Below are 15,264 nucleotides of genomic sequence, written 5' to 3' on the forward strand. Positions count from 1 at the left end.
GGCCCCGGTCGCTCCCAAGGCGCACACCGAGTCCGTAGGAGCCGGCTTGCTGGCGAGCATCGAAGCTACGGCGGATCGCCAGCAAGCTGGCTCGGACCTCGGCCGGTCAGCGAGGGTCACCCACCCCGGCAGGCTGCGCAGAACGACAGCCTGGAGGGGCCTGCACTCACAGGCTGCGCTCGATACGTCCGTCGGAACGGGCCAGATAGCCCGTACCGCATTCCCAGAGCAATGCATCCCGCTCCTCGGCGCTCAACGCCTGGAGCCCGCCGCGCAACGCATAGGCGGTGAAGCCGAGCTGGGTCAGCAGGAACACCGCATTGGCACTGCCCTTGCCACTCTCGCAGTAGCACAGATAGATGCGCGCATGATCCAGCAAACGCGTTTTCAAGCGCAGCAGATGCAACGGCATGTTCAGCGCCTGCATGGCGTGGCCGCGCTCGTACTCGTCGAGCAGGCGCACATCCAGCCATTGCGCTCCGCAGCTCAGCAGGTCAGCCACCTCGTCCAGGCCGACCTCGCTGACCACCGGCGCCTTGAGCAGTTCGAGGAAATCGGCGCGCGCCAGGCGCAGCACGCAGCCATCCTCGAGCATGCTCACGCTGGCATTGCGTGGACGATCCTCGAGCAAGGCCTCTTCACCGAAACAGGCTCCTGGCTCCAGCTCGGCCAGCAGCTGCCGCTCGGCCCCCGTGCCCTTGGTCACCGCGGCCCGGCCGCTCTTGAGAAAATAGCAGCAATCACCGGCCTCGCCCTCCTGCAACAAGGGCTGCCCGGCGCAAAGCTCGACCGCCACCAACCGCTGCAGCATGCTGCGAATGTTCGCCGGCGGGACCTGAGCGAACAGCGGATTGTCCAGCAGCGACTCCAGCCAGTCGCCCAGCTCGCCATCCATGCTCAGTTGCAACAGTACATCCTGGTGGGCCTGGCGCCAGGACAGCAGGCGCTCCAGCTCTGAATTGTCCACAGCCAGCAGCCGACAGTCTTCCAGCGCGCGCACGTGCTGGAGACGGAACTGCGGCAGGCTGTGACAGCCTGCCGGCGTACCAGCCCGCAGGCGGCTTTCGTGGCCCTCGTCATCGACCAGCGCCAGGCTGCCGGACAACAGGAAATAACGGGCGGACGGCTGTGCCCCGGCGCATTCGAGCACCTGTCCAGCGGCCAGCGGTTGCGGCGCCAGCCGGGCTCGTAGCTCCCATAATTGGCGGGGCGACAGCGTGTTGAGCGGAATCAGGTTGCGCAATTGATCAGGGTGCAGGGGGTTGTTCATCCAGGAATATCCAAAGGTCCGTCAGCCCATTAGCCGTCGCAGCTGCATCTCGGCAGCCCGGCGTCCCTGTAGCCCGCCGGTGTGAATGAAGACGAGCCGCGTACCTGGCGGAAAATAACCGCGCTCGACGTAAAGGCGCAATGCCAGCATGGCCTTGGCGGTGTAGACCGGGTCAAGCGGCACGCCGCCTTCGTACTCCGAGGCCTGGATGAAATGCGCCAGCTCGGCGTCGAAGCGGCCGAAACCACCACGGCTCGCATCCAGTAGCTCGTAGCCGCCATTGGCAACGCCAGCCTCGGCGAACAGCTGAGCCAGACGGACATCCACCGCATGTGACGGCGGCCCCGCCAGCGCGCCGAATAGCGGATGCCGACCCGCCTCGCCGATGACCAGACCGGCCAGGGTGGTCCCGGTACCCACCGCCAGCCAGGTCGCATCGTAGTGCTCCCAGCCGATCGTCGGCAGCAGTGACTGCAGCTGCGAAACCAGCACGACGCAACCCTGTGCCCCGGCCAAGCCGCCCCCGCCTTCAGGAACACAGTGGAACCCAGGGTAACGCTCGAGCCATGGTGCCCAGAAGCCCGGTAGATTGCGCGCCCGATAGCCACCGTAGCCCAGCCAGTGCAAACGCATGCCGCAGGCATGCAGGTCGTCTATCGTCGGCGTCTCCTGCTCGTACCCGCGCAGCAGGCCGACGGTGGCGAAGCCAAAGCGACGCCCGGCAGCCGCCAGGGCATGCAGATGATTGGAGTGCGCCCCCCCCAGGCTGATCAACCCACGCGCCCCGGCTGCGCATGCCGCATCGAGGTGCCGGGTAAGCTTGAACCACTTGTTGCCGGACAGCTCCGGATCCACCTGGTCGAGGCGCAGCACGGCGACCTCGACGCCGGCGCGCTGCAGCCAATCCAGCGGCAAGCGCTGCAAGCGCAAGGGGCCGGCGAAGGCGTGGGGAGAGTGCGTGAAGGACAAAACGCTCAGCTGCCGGTGCGCTGCCGGCCTTCCTTGCCGTGGCGGGCACAGCAATTGGACTCACCGATCACGAAGCGGCTCGGCGTATCGACCTTGTCCAGGGGCATTGCACAACGCTCGCCGCTGGGCAGCGTGGCCACGCATGCCGGCTTCTGATAGTGCTCCAGCCATTGGCGATACTGTTCCTCGGAGACGAAGCACTTGGCGGCGGCATAAGCCAGGGGATTGGCCCGGTAGCGGGCCAGGTCCGGCAATGCGATGGTCAGGTGCCCGGCCCCCGGATGGTAGGCCGTGAACACCACGCCCTGGCGCGACAGCTCCTCCAGCACCTGATCGCCACTGCGACTCAACGTCTCGCATTCGCGCTTGAGGCGCTGGACTTCCTCCTCCAGTTGCGCATCCAGCTCGTTGCGATAGGCAAGTTCCACGTCGCGGATCGCCACCTGCTCCTTGTATTCGGCGACCGCCGCGGCAATGCGTGCCTGCGCTTCATGCTCGAACTGTTCACGGGCGGCGCCCGCTTCCACGCGGCCATTCATTTCCAGCGTGCGCAGTTGCTTGCTCATCTCCTCGCGCGCCTTCTGGAAGCTCGCGGCCTGCGCCGTGATCTGCGCATGCAGGCCGCTGTTGATCTCGGCCTGCTGCTGCAGCTGCTGCTGCAATGCCTGGATCTCATCCTGCAGCCGCTTGTGCTCCTTGTCCGCGGCAGTACGCAGCTTGAGCACCTCTTCTTCGCGCTGGCGCTCGAGGTTGGCGATGCGCTGGCGCTGCTGCTTGATCAGCAGCGCAGCCTTCTGGCGCTGCTCCTGCTCGAGCTTCTCCGCGCGCTTGGCGAGCTTCTGCTTGGCGGCGTCGGCGGCGTACCAGGTATCTTCGGCAACCATCTGCAAGCGCTCGGCCGGTACCGCCAGTGGCGCCTCGTCCTCGACCAGCAGGCCCAGCTGGTTGCGCTTGACACGCTCGCGCAACAACAGCAGGTCGTTGCGCTCGGGAGTTACCCTGGGGTCCCACATGTGCATCTGGTGCCAGGACACCGGACATTGGCTGCGGCAGGCCAGGCGAATCGGCCCGGCCCCCATGTCCGGGCCGCGGCCGGTGCGTTCGGCCAGTTGGCGCAGAGGAATATTCCAGCCATCGTCGGCGGAACCGTCCTCGTTGAAGTCGAGACAGAAAAACACCGCGGCACGTACCTGCAACCGCGGATTGATCAATACGTAGACCGCACGCATCTGCCGGTCGGCGAACTCGGGCAGGTTGACCACGCCGTCCAGGACCGCTTCGAATTCCGGGAACAGCATTTCCTTGCAGATGCCGTCGTCGCCGTAGAACAGCACGGCTTCGACCATCTGCGGTTTGTTCTGCATGCTCGACATCCTTCTATCGCCCGCAATTTGCGAGCAGCGATTTCCGGGGCGGCACGGCCTTGCAAAGCCGGCACCGTCTCGTTGGTGCGGCAAGTTTAGGGGAAAACTTCGGGCAGGCAATGTGACTGGGTTGGCAGTGCCCCGGCCATCGCGGTGCGGGGCGATGGGTGGCCCTGCCGATTTTGCGATGAGCGTCTAACTCATCCCGTGTATGCCGCGAGCCGGCGCCCCATTTCTTCGCCGAGAGCCTGCAAGCCGCTCATGGGGCGGATCATCACCTCGAAGTCGACGATCCTGCCCACCTCGTCGAAGCGAATCATGTCGATGCCCTTGAGCTCACGATCCCCCACGCGGGCGCTGAACTCGAGAACGACATCCCGTCCCTGCGCGCTGACCAGCTCACGGTGATAGCGGAAATCCTCGAACACCCTGAGCACCGTATTGAGGATCAGATTGACCGCAGCCGCGCCCTCATACGGCTTGTAGGCCATCGGTGAGCGGAACACCGCCTTCGGATGCAGCAACTCGGGCAGGCCGCCCAGGTCGCCGGCAGCGACCATCCGGTGCCAGGCCTGCAGGCTGGCGGCGGCCTCGGGTTGTAGTACGACTGCGTTATTCATCGGCTATTTGCTCCGGGTCGGGTAGGCGAAATGCCCCGCATGGACGGGGCGGCGGCTTCAAAGGGCGGCGGCGAGGCGGCAGCCCTGGTTGATCGCCCGCTTGGCATCCAGCTCGGCGGCGACATCCGCACCGCCGATCAGGTGCACCCGCGCACCGCCGGCTTCCAGCCCTGCCTGCAGCTCGCGCAGCGGCTCCTGGCCGGCGCAGAGGATCACCGTATCCACCGGCAGCACCTGCGGCGCGCCTTCGGCCACGCGGATATGCAGCCCGGCGTCGTCGATCCGCAGGTATTCGACCGCATTGAGCATCTGCACGTGCTTGTTCTTCAGCCCGGTGCGGTGAATCCAGCCAGTGGTCTTGCCCAGGCCGTTGCCGACCTTGGATTTCTTGCGTTGCAGCAGATAGACCTGGCGCCTGGGCGCATGGGGCGCCGGCTGGATGCCGGCGACGCCGCCGCGCACCGACAGGCCGAGATCGATGCCCCACTCCTTCCAGAAGGCCTCGCGATCCAGGCTGGTGGATTGCCCGTCGTGGGTGATGTATTCCGAGACGTCGAAACCGATGCCGCCGGCGCCGATCACCGCGACGCACTGGCCGACCGGCTTGCGCTCGAGGATCGCATCCAGGTAGCCGATCACCTTCGGATGATCGATGCCGGGAATCTCCGGGGTGCGCGGGACGATGCCGGTGGCCAGGACGATCTCGTCGAAGCCTTCGGCCAACAGCGACTCGGCGCTGGCGCGGGTATTCAGGCGCAGCTCGACGCCGGTTTCCTGCAGCCGGTTCTGGAAGTAGCGCAGGGTCTCGCGGAACTCCTCCTTGCCCGGCACACGCTTGGCGACGTTGAACTGGCCGCCAATCTCGCCGGCGGCATCGAACAGCGTCACCCGATGGCCGCGCTCGGCGGCGACGCTGGCAGCCGCCAGCCCAGCCGGCCCGGCACCGACCACGGCGATCTTCTTCATCGCCGTGGTCGGGATGTAGTTCAGCTCGGTTTCGTAACAGGCGCGCGGGTTGACCAGGCAGGTGGTCAGCTTGCCGCTGAAGGTGTGGTCCAGGCAGGCCTGGTTGCAGCCAATGCAGGTATTGATGCGCTCGCTGTGGCCGGCGGCCGCCTTGTTGACGAATTCCGGATCGGCAAGGAACGGCCGCGCCATCGACACCATGTCGGCATCGCCCTCGGCCAGCACCCGCTCGGCCACTTCCGGGGTATTGATACGGTTGGTGGTGACCAGCGGAATGCCCACCTCGCCGCGCAGCTTGGCAGTGACCTTGGTGAAGGCCGCGCGCGGCACCTTGGTGGCGATGGTCGGAATTCGTGCCTCGTGCCAGCCGATGCCGGTGTTGATCAGCGTCGCGCCGGCCCGCTCGATGGCCTTGGCCAGTTGCACCACTTCTTCCCAGGTGCTGCCGCCTTCGATCAGGTCGAGCATCGACAGGCGGAAGATGATGATGAAGTCGCGGCCGACCGCCTCGCGCACGCGGCGCACGATCTCCACGGCCAGGCGCATGCGGTTCTCGTAGCTGCCGCCCCAGCGGTCGCTGCGATGGTTGGTATGGGCGACCAGGAACTGGTTGATGAAGTAGCCTTCCGAGCCCATGATCTCGACGCCGTCGTAGCCGGCGCGCTGGGCCAGGCTGGCGCAGTTGACGAAGTCGCGAATCTGCTTCTCGATACCCTCCTCGTCCAGCTCGCGCGGCGTGAACGGGTTGATCGGCGCCTGGATCGCGCTCGGCGCGACCAGTTGCGGACTATAGGCGTAGCGCCCGGCATGCAGAATCTGCATGCAGATCTTGCCGCCCGCCTCGTGCACCGCCTGGGTGACCACCTTGTGCTCCTCGGCTTCCTCCGGCGTGGACAGCTTGGCCGCACCGGCGCGCACCGAGCCTTCCTCGTTCGGCCCGACGCCGCCGGTGACGATCAGGCCGACGCCGCCGCGGGCGCGTTCGGCGAAGAACGCCGCCATCCGCTCGAAGCCGTTGGGCATCTCCTCCAGGCCGGTATGCATGGAGCCCATCAGCACACGGTTGCGCAGGGTGGTGAAACCCAGGTCGAGCGGAGCCAGCAGATTCGGGAAAGCGGTCATGGTCTGTCCTCATCGAAGCGCCGAGCCTCATGGGGCTGCGGTCGGTATGCAGCGACGATAAACAGCACTTGCGCCCCGCTCAATGATCGAAAGTGACAACTTTCTGATCCTTCAGCGCAAAACGGCTTGGCAATATGGCCTGCATTGCCTAGGCTGAGCCGTCCATCGACTGTCGCCAGGCCCATGCGTACCTCGATCAAACTACTCCTGCTGCTGGTGCTCGCCGGCGCCGCGTTCGCCGTTTACCTGGACTGGACGCGCGACCGCCGCAGCGGTCCGCTGCTGTCGGACCTGCGCACCCTGCCGATCGACAGCCGCGGCCAGCCGGGCGATGCCGGCAACCTGCTCGGCATCGAGACACGGCTGCAGCCGGCCGACTACCAGAGCCGCGAGCGCCTGCAGCTGAAGTTCGCCACCTACCTGCAGCAGGCCGCCGACGCCGGCCTGCTCAACGACAAGACCATCGTGGTGCTGCCCGAGCACGTCGGCACGGGGCTGTTCGCCCTCGGTGAGAAGCCGGAAGTGCAGCAGGCCCGCACCCTGCGCGATGCCATGCAATGGATGGCGCTGAGCAACCCGGGGCACTACCTGCGCGCACTGACCGGCCACCAGGGCGACGATCGGCGCACCGGCGCCGTGCTGCAGCTCAAGGCCCGGCGGATGGCCGAGGACTACCAGCGTATCTTCGGCGAACTGGCCGCGCGCTTCGGCGTGACCCTGGTGGCCGGCTCGATCGTGCTGCCCGAGCCCTATCTGGATGGCGAGCGGCTGCGGGCCGGCAAGGGGCCGTTGCGGCAGGTCAGCCTGACCTTCGACGCCCACGGCAAGCCGCTCGGAGCGCTGCAGTACAAGCATGCGCTGAGCCGCTACGAGCGCCGCTACAGCATCGCGCCCGTCATCGGGCCGCGGCCAACCATCGATACCCCGGCCGGCGCGCTGGCGGTGCTGCTGGGTTGCGACGCCTATCTGCAGCCAATACCCGCCACGGCGCAGCTGCTGGCCATTCCCGGCGCGCCGGCGAACCCGCAAGCCCACTGCGACGGCACATTCGACGGCCTGCCCGAGGCCATTCCGCACATGGCCGTGCGGACCCTCGGCCTGCCCTGGAACCTGCTCGGCTCGCCCCGCCGCCCCGCCCCGCCCGGGCCTGGCATCCCGGTGCAGATAAGCAATCTCTGGCTCGGTGACTGACATGAATGCGCAACGGGTGCGGCTGGGGGATCTGTCCGTGGGTTTCGTGCACAGCCTCGCCGAGGCGTTGCAGCTGCGCGACCTGGATGCCCGGCCGCTGCTGGAAGCCTACGGGTTGGATGCCGAACGCCTCGCCGAACCCCAGGCACGGCTGTCGATTCCGCGCTACATGCGCCTGGGCCACGCGGCCATCCAGCTCGCCGGCGACCCCGCGCTCGGCCTGGAGATGGGCCGCCTGCGCAAGCCGGGGCATCTCGGCCTGGCCGGCATCGCCGCCGCGCAGGCGCCGACGGTGCGCGAAGCCGCGCGAGCGCTGATCCGCTTCGAGCCCCTCTACGCGTCCAACTACCGCGGCCATTCCAGCTTCCATGAAGACGCCTCGGGCGCCTGGCTGCGCTTCTATTCGATCAGCCCCTACAACGCCTACAACCGCTTCGTGGTGGATACCGTGCTGGCCAGCTGGGTCGCGCAGCTCGCGCGCCTGGCCGGGCAGGCACTGGTACCGACGGCGATCCACATCGAGTTCGAGGCACCGGCGTATGCCGCGCATTACGAAGCGCTGTTCGGTCGCCCAGTGACCTTCGCCGCCGCGGCGAACCAGCTGCACCTGGACAAGGCCACCCTCGCCCTGCGCAACCCGGAGCATTGCCCGGGCACCTGGCGCCATCTGCTGGAACTCTGCGAGAACGAACTGGAGCGCCGCACCCGTACCCGCAGCCTGCGCGAGCGGGTGGCACAGCTACTCGGCCCCTTGCTCAAGGGGCAGGAGCCGGACCTGCAGCAGATCGCCGGGCGCCTGCAGATGCCGCCTTGGACCTTGCGGCGCAAGTTGCTCGAGGAAGGCACCAGCTATCGCGCGATCCTCAACGATACGCGCCGCGACCTGGCGATGGCCTATATCCGCGATACCGAATCGGCCTTCGGCGAGATCGCCTGGCTGCTCGGTTTCTCCTCGGCCGAAGCCTTCCAGCGTGCCTTCAAACGCTGGAGTGGGCAGACGCCGGGCGACTATCGGCGCACCCAGCGGCACCCGGCCGAGCAGACCTGAAGTCTCAGGCTCCCTATAGCTCGACCGCATCCTCCGCCGAATCGGGGCAATCCTGCTCCGCCGCGTGCCATTCGAGCAATTCGTCCTGGTAATCGTCCATAGGAAAGCTTCCGTCTCTAGTCTGCAAAGTGGCTTGGCAACTTGCACAAGGAAATTCAAGGTTCGTGCCAGACAACCTACAGCCTGCAAATGAACGATTGGTGACGCTATTACCCGTGCCAGCGAGCGCCCATGCCATAAAACGGCGCAGCCCGTGTGCAATCATGCCCAACCCCGGCGCAGGTGCCGTCAAGGCGCGGCCAGGCCCGCCGCGTTCATCGCCAGGCGCAACAGCCAGGCGACGACCGCGAGCGCCAGCACGCTGCCGCTCCAGATCAGCACCAGCCAGCTCATGCGCTGCCAGAGCGGCTTCTGTTGCGGCTCGTTCCCGTCCTTCATCAGTGGTAACCGTCCTCGGCACTGACCTTGCCACGGAACACGTAATAGCTCCAGGCGGTGTACATCAGGATCAGCGGGATGATCAGCAGCGCACCGACCAGGGTGAAGCCCTGGCTCTGGGCGGGCGCGGCGGCGTCCCAGATGCTCACCGACGGCGGGATGATGTTCGGCCACAGGCTGATGCCCAGGCCGCTGTAGCCGAGGAAGATCAACGCCAGGGTAAGCAGGAACGGCGTGTAGTTGGCGTAGCGCTGGATCGAGCGCAGCAGGCCGAAGGTGCACAGCAGCACCAGCAGAGGGACCGGCATGAACCAGAACAGGTTGGGCAGGCTGAACCAGCGCTCGGCGATGTCCGGATGGGTCAGCGGCGTCCACAGGCTGACGATGCCGGTGACCGCCAGCACCGCCCATACCAGCGGCACGCCGATGTCGTGCATGCGCTTCTGCAGGTCGCCCGCGGTGCGCATCATCAGCCAGGTGCAGCCGAGCAGCGCGTAGGCGATGATCAGCGCCAGGCCGCAGAACAGCGAGAACGGCGTCAGCCAGTCCAGCGCGCCGCCGGCATAGCTCCTGCCCTCCACCGGCAGCCCGCTGATGAAGGCGCCCAGCACCACGCCCTGGAAGAAGGTCGCCGCCAGCGAGCCACCGATGAAGGCCTTGTCCCAGATGTGCTGGCGCCGCCTGCTGGCCTTGAAGCGGAACTCGAACGCCACGCCGCGGAAGATCAGCCCCATCAGCATGAAGACGATCGGCAGGTAGAGCGCCGAGAGCACCACCGAATAGGCCAGCGGAAACGCCGCGAACAGCCCCGCGCCGCCCAGCACCAGCCAGGTCTCGTTGCCGTCCCAGACCGGCGCCACGGTGTTCATCATGACGTCGCGCTCGGCGCCGTTCTGGACGAAGGGAAAGAGGATGCCGACGCCCAGATCGAAGCCGTCCATCACCACGTACATCATGATGCCGAAGATGATGATCACCGCCCAGATCAGTGAAAGATCGATACCCATGGCTCAATTCCTCTCGCCCAGTTGATCGCCGTGCTCATGGTGGATCGCCTCGTCCGCGGCGGATATCGGCCGCATCGGCGTGCGCTGCTCGCCGGGCCCGCCGACACCCTTCCCGCGCCCCTCGCTGAGCACCGGGCCCTTGGCTACCAGGCGCAACACGTAGAGCATGCCGACGCCGAACACCGCGAAGTAGACGATGACGAACATCGCCAGGGTCAGTCCCAACTGCCCGCCACCGTGGCTGGACACCGCATCGGCGGTGCGCATCAGGCCGTAGACCACCCAGGGCTGGCGGCCGATCTCTGTGGTGTACCAGCCGGCGAGGATCGCGATCAGCCCGGAAGGTCCCATCCACAGCACCAGGCGCAGGAACGGCCGCGACGCGTACAGCCGCCCGCCACGGCGCAGCAGCAGGCTCCAGATACCGGTGGCGATCATCAGCAGGCCGAGCGCGACCATGATGCGGAAGGTCCAGAACACGATCGTCGAATTCGGCCGGTCCGCGGGCGGGAAATCCTTGAGCGCCGGGATCGGCTCGCTCAGGCTGTGGTTGAGGATCAGGCTGCCGAGGTAGGGAATCTCCAGCTTGTAGCGGGTCGTCTCCGCTTCCATGTCGGGCCAGCCGAACAGCAGCAGCGGCGTGGGTTCGCCCGAGGAGTTGTCCCAGTGGCCCTCGATCGCGGCGATCTTCGCCGGCTGGTATTCGAGGGTGTTGAGCCCGTGGAAGTCGCCGATCAGCGCCTGCACCGGCGCCACCAGCAGGGCCATCCACATGGCCATCGACAGCATCTTGCGCACCGCCGGGTTGTCCCGCCCGCGCAACAGCTGCCAGGCCGCCGAGGCGCCGACGAAGAACGCCGTGGCGAGGAACGCGGCCACCGCCATGTGCGCCAGCCGGTACGGGAAGGACGGGTTGAAGATGATCGCCAGCCAGTCCACCGGTACCACGATCCCATCGATGATCTCGTGGCCCTGCGGGGTGTGCATCCAGCTGTTCGAGGCGAGAATCCAGAACGTCGAGATCAGCGTGCCCACCGCCACCATGACCGTGGAGAAGAAGTGCAGCAGCGGGCCGACACGGTTCCAGCCGAACAGCATCACGCCGAGGAAACCGGCCTCGAGGAAGAAGGCGGTCAGCACCTCGTAGGTGAGCAGCGGCCCGGTGACGCTGCCGGCGAATTCGGAGTACGCGCTCCAGTTCGTGCCGAACTGATAGGCCATGACGATCCCCGAGACCACCCCCATGCCGAAGTTGACCGCGAAGATCTTCAGCCAGAAATGGTAGAGGTCGCGGTAGACCTCCTGCCGGGTCTTCAGCCAGAGGCCTTCGAGCACCGCGAGATAGCTGGCCAGACCGATGGTGATCGCCGGAAAGATGATGTGAAACGAGATGGTGAAGGCAAACTGGATCCGCGCGAGCTCCAGTGCTTCCAGACCGAACATGGGCAACTCCTCGTCGAGTGATCTCCCGCCCGGCACCGGGCCGGTGGCACGGGGTTCAGGACAAGTGACAGCGGATGACGCCAAGGGTGCGCCCGTCCGCCAGTAGCATGCCGCTGTCCGGCCTTCGGTCGGCGTCCGCATCCGCTGCCGAAGGCCGGGCTATGCTGACGGTCAAAGCAGCATCGCCAGACGAGGAGTAGCGCCGATGCACACCCGCTCCACCTTCATCCCGCCGTATATCCTCGACCGCATCGTCGATCGCGGTTCTGCCTACCAGCGCGGCTGCGCCCGCATCACCCTCGACCACCTGCACAGCCTGCTGCCCAACCCCGGCCCGCCACGCCCCACCGCTATCGCCGAGCTTGGCGAGCAGCGCACGCCCGGGCACCCGCAACGGCGCATCCACGACGCCAAACAGCGCATGCAGCTGCCCGGCGTGCAACGGCGCCGCGAGGGCCAGCCGGCCAGCGGCGACCCGGCCGTCGACGAGGCCTACGACGGGCTCGGCGCGACCTACGACTTCTTCTGGCAGGTGTTCCAGCGCGATTCGATCGACGACCTGGGCATGCCGCTGATCGGCACCGTGCACTACGGGCAGGGCTACGAAAACGCCTTCTGGAACGGCGAGCAGATGGTCTTCGGCGATGGCGACGGCGAGCTGTTCCAGCGCTTCACCCGCTCGCTGGACGTGATCGCCCACGAGCTGACCCACGGGCTGATCGAGAGCGAGGCCGCGCTGGTCTACTTCAACCAGTCGGGGGCGCTGAACGAATCCATATCGGACGTCTTCGGCGTGCTGACTAAGCAGCACAGCCTGGGCCAGATGGCCGCGCAGGCGGATTGGCTGGTCGGCGCCGAATTGCTCACCGACAAGGTTCAGGGTGTCGCCCTGCGCTCGATGGCCCATCCCGGCACCGCCTATGACGATCCGCTGCTCGGCCGCGACCCGCAGCCGGCGCACATGCGCGACTTCATCGAGACCCGCGAGGACAACGGTGGCGTGCACCTGAACTCCGGCATCCCCAACCGCGCCTTCTACCTGGCCGCCACCACGCTGGGCGGCTATGCCTGGGAACAGGCCGGGCGCATCTGGTACGACACCATCTGCGACCCGCAACTGCCCAACGACGCCGACTTCGCCGCCTTTTCCAGGCTGACCCTGGCCCATGCCGCACGCGTGTTCGGCGCCCAGTCGCAGCCATTCGAGGCGCTGCGCCAGGCCTGGGCCGACGTCGGCGTAGAGCCACACTGAGGAGGCGGCATGAAGATGCCCGCATTGGGACCCGACAGCTCGCTACGCCTGTCGCGCCAGGGTGGATTCGCCGCGCTGCCGGGCCTGACGCGGCCGCGACAGATCGAGTTCGCCCGCTGCGACGCCGCCCAGCGTCGCGACATCTGCACGCTGCTCGAGCGCTGCCTGCCGGTCGCCAGCAAGACCGCCGGCGCCGGCGACCAGCGCTACTACCGGATCGAACTGCACTATCGGCGCGAGGATGTCGACGCCGAGATGATCCTGCAGATTCCCGAGGAACGCGCCCCGCAGGAGCTGGTGCAGCTCTGGCGGGACGGCACCACGTCCAACGCTGCGCGCTGAAGTGGCGAACGGCGCTACAGCCGCACCACGCCGCCGGCCGCGAGCAAGGCGGTGACCTGCGCCTCGGGCAACGGCCGCGAGAGCAGGAAGCCCTGGAACTCATCGCAGCCCTGGCGGCAAAGGAATTCGAACTGCGCCCGGTTCTCCACGCCTTCGGCGACCACCGTCTTGCGCAGGCTCTTGCCCAGCGAGATGGCGGCGCGGGCGATCATCGCCACCTCGTCCTCGTGCTCGAGGCCAGTGACCAGCGAACGGTCGATCTTGATGATGTCCAGCGGGAAGCGCCGCAGATAGCTGAGCGACGAATAGCCGGTGCCGAAATCGTCCATGGCCAGGCGGAAGCCGAGCGCCTTGAACTCGGTCAGGATCGCCACCGCACGCGCGCCGTCGCCGAGAAATACCGTTTCGGTGATCTCCAGCTCCACCAGTGCCGGCGACAGTCCGATCTCCTCCAGCAGTGCGGCGATCCGCTCGACGATATCGTCGCCGAGAAACAACAGCGGCGAGAGGTTCACCGCCACCAGCAGCGGCGTGGCGCGCCCCTCGTTCCACCTGCGGGCGGCGCTGAAGGCACGGCGCAGGATGGCCAGCGTCAGCGGCATGATCAGCCCGCTTTCCTCCGCGATCGGGATGAAGCGGTCCGGCCCGACCACCCCCAGCCCGGCATGCGTCCAGCGCGCCAGCGCCTCGACCCCGACGATGCGGCACGCGGCATCGACCTTGGGCTGGTAGTGCACGGTGAATTCGTCGCCCTCCAGGGCAAGGCGCATGGCCGCCTCCAGGTTGAGGCGCTCGTCGGCGATCCGGTTGAGGTCGTGGGTGAAGAACTGGAAATTGTTGCGGCCACGCTTCTTGGCCGCATACATGGCGATATCGGCGTGCTTGAGCAGGCTCTGCGCATCCTCGCCGTCATCGGGAAACATCGCCACCCCCAGGCTTGCCCCGACCTGGAATTCGCGGCCGGCGAGGGTCACGGGGCGGCGAATCTCGTTCAGCATCCGCTCCAGCAGCGAAATCACCGTGCTGATGCGGTAATGATCGTTGAGTACCAGCACGAATTCGTCACCGCCGACCCGCGCCACCGTATCGGAGCTGCGCAGGCTACCGGCGAGACGCTTGGCGATGCTCTTCAACAGCTCGTCGCCGGCGACATGCCCGAGGCCGTCGTTGATGAACTTGAAGTTGTCCAGGTCGATGAAGACCAGGGGCAGGTAGTAGCCCAGCCGCGCCGCGCGGGCCAGCCCCTGCTCGATGCGGTCGTTGAGCAGAATGCGATTGGGCAGGCCGGTCAGCAGGTCGTGGTTGGCCTGGCGTTCGAGCTGCTGCTGGTAGTGCTTGCGCTCGGAGATGTCCTGCACGGTGCCTTCATAGCAGATGAATTCGCCATTCGCGCCGTGCACGACATGGGCATTCTCGGAAATCCAGATGCGCGTGCCATCGCGCCGATAGACCTCGGACTCGAAGTTGAGCACCTCGCCCTGTTGTTCCATCAACCGGCAGAACGTCTCGCGGCGCCCGCCCTCGACATACAGGCGCCGCTCGATGTCGGCCAGGTCGGCGACCAGTGCGGTTGCGGTGTCGTACCCATAGATTCGCGCCAACGCCGGGTTGGCGGCCAGGTAACGGCCATCGCGGGTCGACTGGAAGATTCCCTCGCTGGCGTTCTCGAAGATGCTGCGATAGCGCAGCTCGGCCTGCTCCAGGGCTTCGAGTACCGCCTTCTGCCCGGTGATGTCCTCGATGAACCCTTCGATGACGATCTCGCCCTGCTCGTCCGGCACCGCGACGCCACGCTCCATCACCCATTTGAAGTAGCCAGCCGCGGTACGTATGCGGTACTGCACGGTGAAGCGCCCCAGCCCGTCGATGGCCGTTTCGACGCTGCGCCTCACCCGCGCGCGATCATCTGGATGGGTGATCTGCTCCCAGGACACCATCGTGTCGTTGACCAGTTCGGCGGCGCTGTAGCCGCACAAGCCCAGGCAGCCCTGGCTGACGAAGATCATCGTCCATTGCCCATTGTTGAGGCAGCGATAGGCCATGCCTTCGAGATTGTTCACCAGCGTGTCGAGAACGCGGGAGCGATCCAGCACCTCACTGCTCAGCAGACTGCCGCGGCGGGTGATTCTGGAAGTGTCTTTATGGGTCATCGGTGAGCAGGCAACAAAAAATGAAACCGCCGCAGCGGGGCGGGTGGGCTTTCGAGTTATGTGATCGCCGATGCAACAGGCG

The 15,264-nt window shown here is 66.5% G+C and carries 13 protein-coding genes; 4 read left to right on the forward strand and 9 right to left on the reverse strand.

Features of this window, described 5'->3' with window-relative positions; genetic code table 11:
* Positions 1-166: 166 nt before the first annotated feature.
* The 5 genes from CXK94_RS09950 to CXK94_RS09970 all read right to left on the reverse strand — a co-directional run bounded on the left by CXK94_RS09950 (position 167) and on the right by CXK94_RS09970 (position 6,311).
* Positions 167-1,270 carry a cyclic nucleotide-binding domain-containing protein gene (locus CXK94_RS09950; protein WP_102894216.1) on the reverse strand — a complete coding sequence of 368 codons (1,104 nt, stop codon included), beginning with the start codon at positions 1,268-1,270 and terminating at the stop codon, positions 167-169.
* Between the two features lie 21 nt (positions 1,271-1,291).
* Complete coding sequence (locus CXK94_RS09955; protein ID WP_102894217.1) at positions 1,292-2,239, reverse strand: 1-aminocyclopropane-1-carboxylate deaminase/D-cysteine desulfhydrase; 948 nt, start codon at positions 2,237-2,239, stop codon at positions 1,292-1,294.
* A gap of 5 nt (positions 2,240-2,244) precedes the next feature.
* Positions 2,245-3,603, reverse strand: a complete 1,359-nt coding sequence (locus tag CXK94_RS09960; RefSeq protein ID WP_102894218.1) for a chromosome partitioning protein ParA — start codon at positions 3,601-3,603, stop codon at positions 2,245-2,247.
* A gap of 200 nt (positions 3,604-3,803) precedes the next feature.
* Positions 3,804-4,223, reverse strand: coding sequence for a nuclear transport factor 2 family protein (locus CXK94_RS09965; RefSeq protein WP_102894219.1), 420 nt, complete (start codon positions 4,221-4,223; stop codon positions 3,804-3,806).
* A gap of 57 nt (positions 4,224-4,280) precedes the next feature.
* On the reverse strand, positions 4,281-6,311 hold the full coding sequence (locus tag CXK94_RS09970; RefSeq protein ID WP_102894220.1) for an NADPH-dependent 2,4-dienoyl-CoA reductase: 2,031 nt from the start codon (positions 6,309-6,311) through the stop codon (positions 4,281-4,283).
* A gap of 183 nt (positions 6,312-6,494) precedes the next feature.
* Here CXK94_RS09970 and CXK94_RS09975 point away from each other — a divergent pair, with 183 nt between their 5' ends.
* A complete protein-coding gene (locus CXK94_RS09975) occupies positions 6,495-7,502 on the forward strand; it encodes a carbon-nitrogen hydrolase (RefSeq protein ID WP_037037548.1) in 1,008 nt (335 codons plus the stop codon).
* A gap of 1 nt (position 7,503) precedes the next feature.
* Positions 7,504-8,550: an AraC family transcriptional regulator gene (locus CXK94_RS09980; RefSeq protein ID WP_102894221.1), complete on the forward strand. Its 1,047-nt coding sequence runs from the start codon at positions 7,504-7,506 to the stop codon at positions 8,548-8,550.
* 288 nt (positions 8,551-8,838) lie between these two features.
* On the opposite strand, the gene CXK94_RS09985 is transcribed toward CXK94_RS09980, so the two are convergent.
* Genes CXK94_RS09985 through CXK94_RS09995 form a run of 3 tightly spaced genes read right to left on the reverse strand, consistent with a single transcriptional unit; the run spans position 8,839 to position 11,438 of the window.
* Positions 8,839-8,988, reverse strand: a complete 150-nt coding sequence (locus tag CXK94_RS09985) for a DUF2474 domain-containing protein (protein WP_037037551.1) — start codon at positions 8,986-8,988, stop codon at positions 8,839-8,841.
* Positions 8,988-9,995, reverse strand: a complete 1,008-nt coding sequence (cydB, locus tag CXK94_RS09990) for a cytochrome d ubiquinol oxidase subunit II (protein WP_102894222.1) — start codon at positions 9,993-9,995, stop codon at positions 8,988-8,990. The genes CXK94_RS09985 and cydB overlap by 1 nt, the downstream gene beginning before the upstream one ends.
* Before the next feature lie 3 nt (positions 9,996-9,998).
* Positions 9,999-11,438: a cytochrome ubiquinol oxidase subunit I gene (locus CXK94_RS09995; RefSeq protein WP_102894223.1), complete on the reverse strand. Its 1,440-nt coding sequence runs from the start codon at positions 11,436-11,438 to the stop codon at positions 9,999-10,001.
* Between the two features lie 205 nt (positions 11,439-11,643).
* Here CXK94_RS09995 and CXK94_RS10000 point away from each other — a divergent pair, with 205 nt between their 5' ends.
* Both CXK94_RS10000 and CXK94_RS10005 read left to right on the forward strand, forming a co-directional pair.
* Positions 11,644-12,690, forward strand: coding sequence for a M4 family metallopeptidase (locus CXK94_RS10000; protein WP_102894224.1), 1,047 nt, complete (start codon positions 11,644-11,646; stop codon positions 12,688-12,690).
* A gap of 9 nt (positions 12,691-12,699) precedes the next feature.
* Positions 12,700-13,032, forward strand: a complete 333-nt coding sequence (locus CXK94_RS10005) for a protealysin inhibitor emfourin (protein ID WP_102894225.1) — start codon at positions 12,700-12,702, stop codon at positions 13,030-13,032.
* 14 nt (positions 13,033-13,046) lie between these two features.
* Here CXK94_RS10005 and CXK94_RS10010 read toward each other — a convergent pair whose 3' ends face one another.
* Positions 13,047-15,182: a putative bifunctional diguanylate cyclase/phosphodiesterase gene (locus CXK94_RS10010; RefSeq protein ID WP_037037557.1), complete on the reverse strand. Its 2,136-nt coding sequence runs from the start codon at positions 15,180-15,182 to the stop codon at positions 13,047-13,049.
* Positions 15,183-15,264 lie beyond the last annotated feature (82 nt).

The organism is Stutzerimonas stutzeri (genome assembly GCF_002890915.1).
Lineage (GTDB): Bacteria > Pseudomonadota > Gammaproteobacteria > Pseudomonadales > Pseudomonadaceae > Stutzerimonas > Stutzerimonas stutzeri_AF.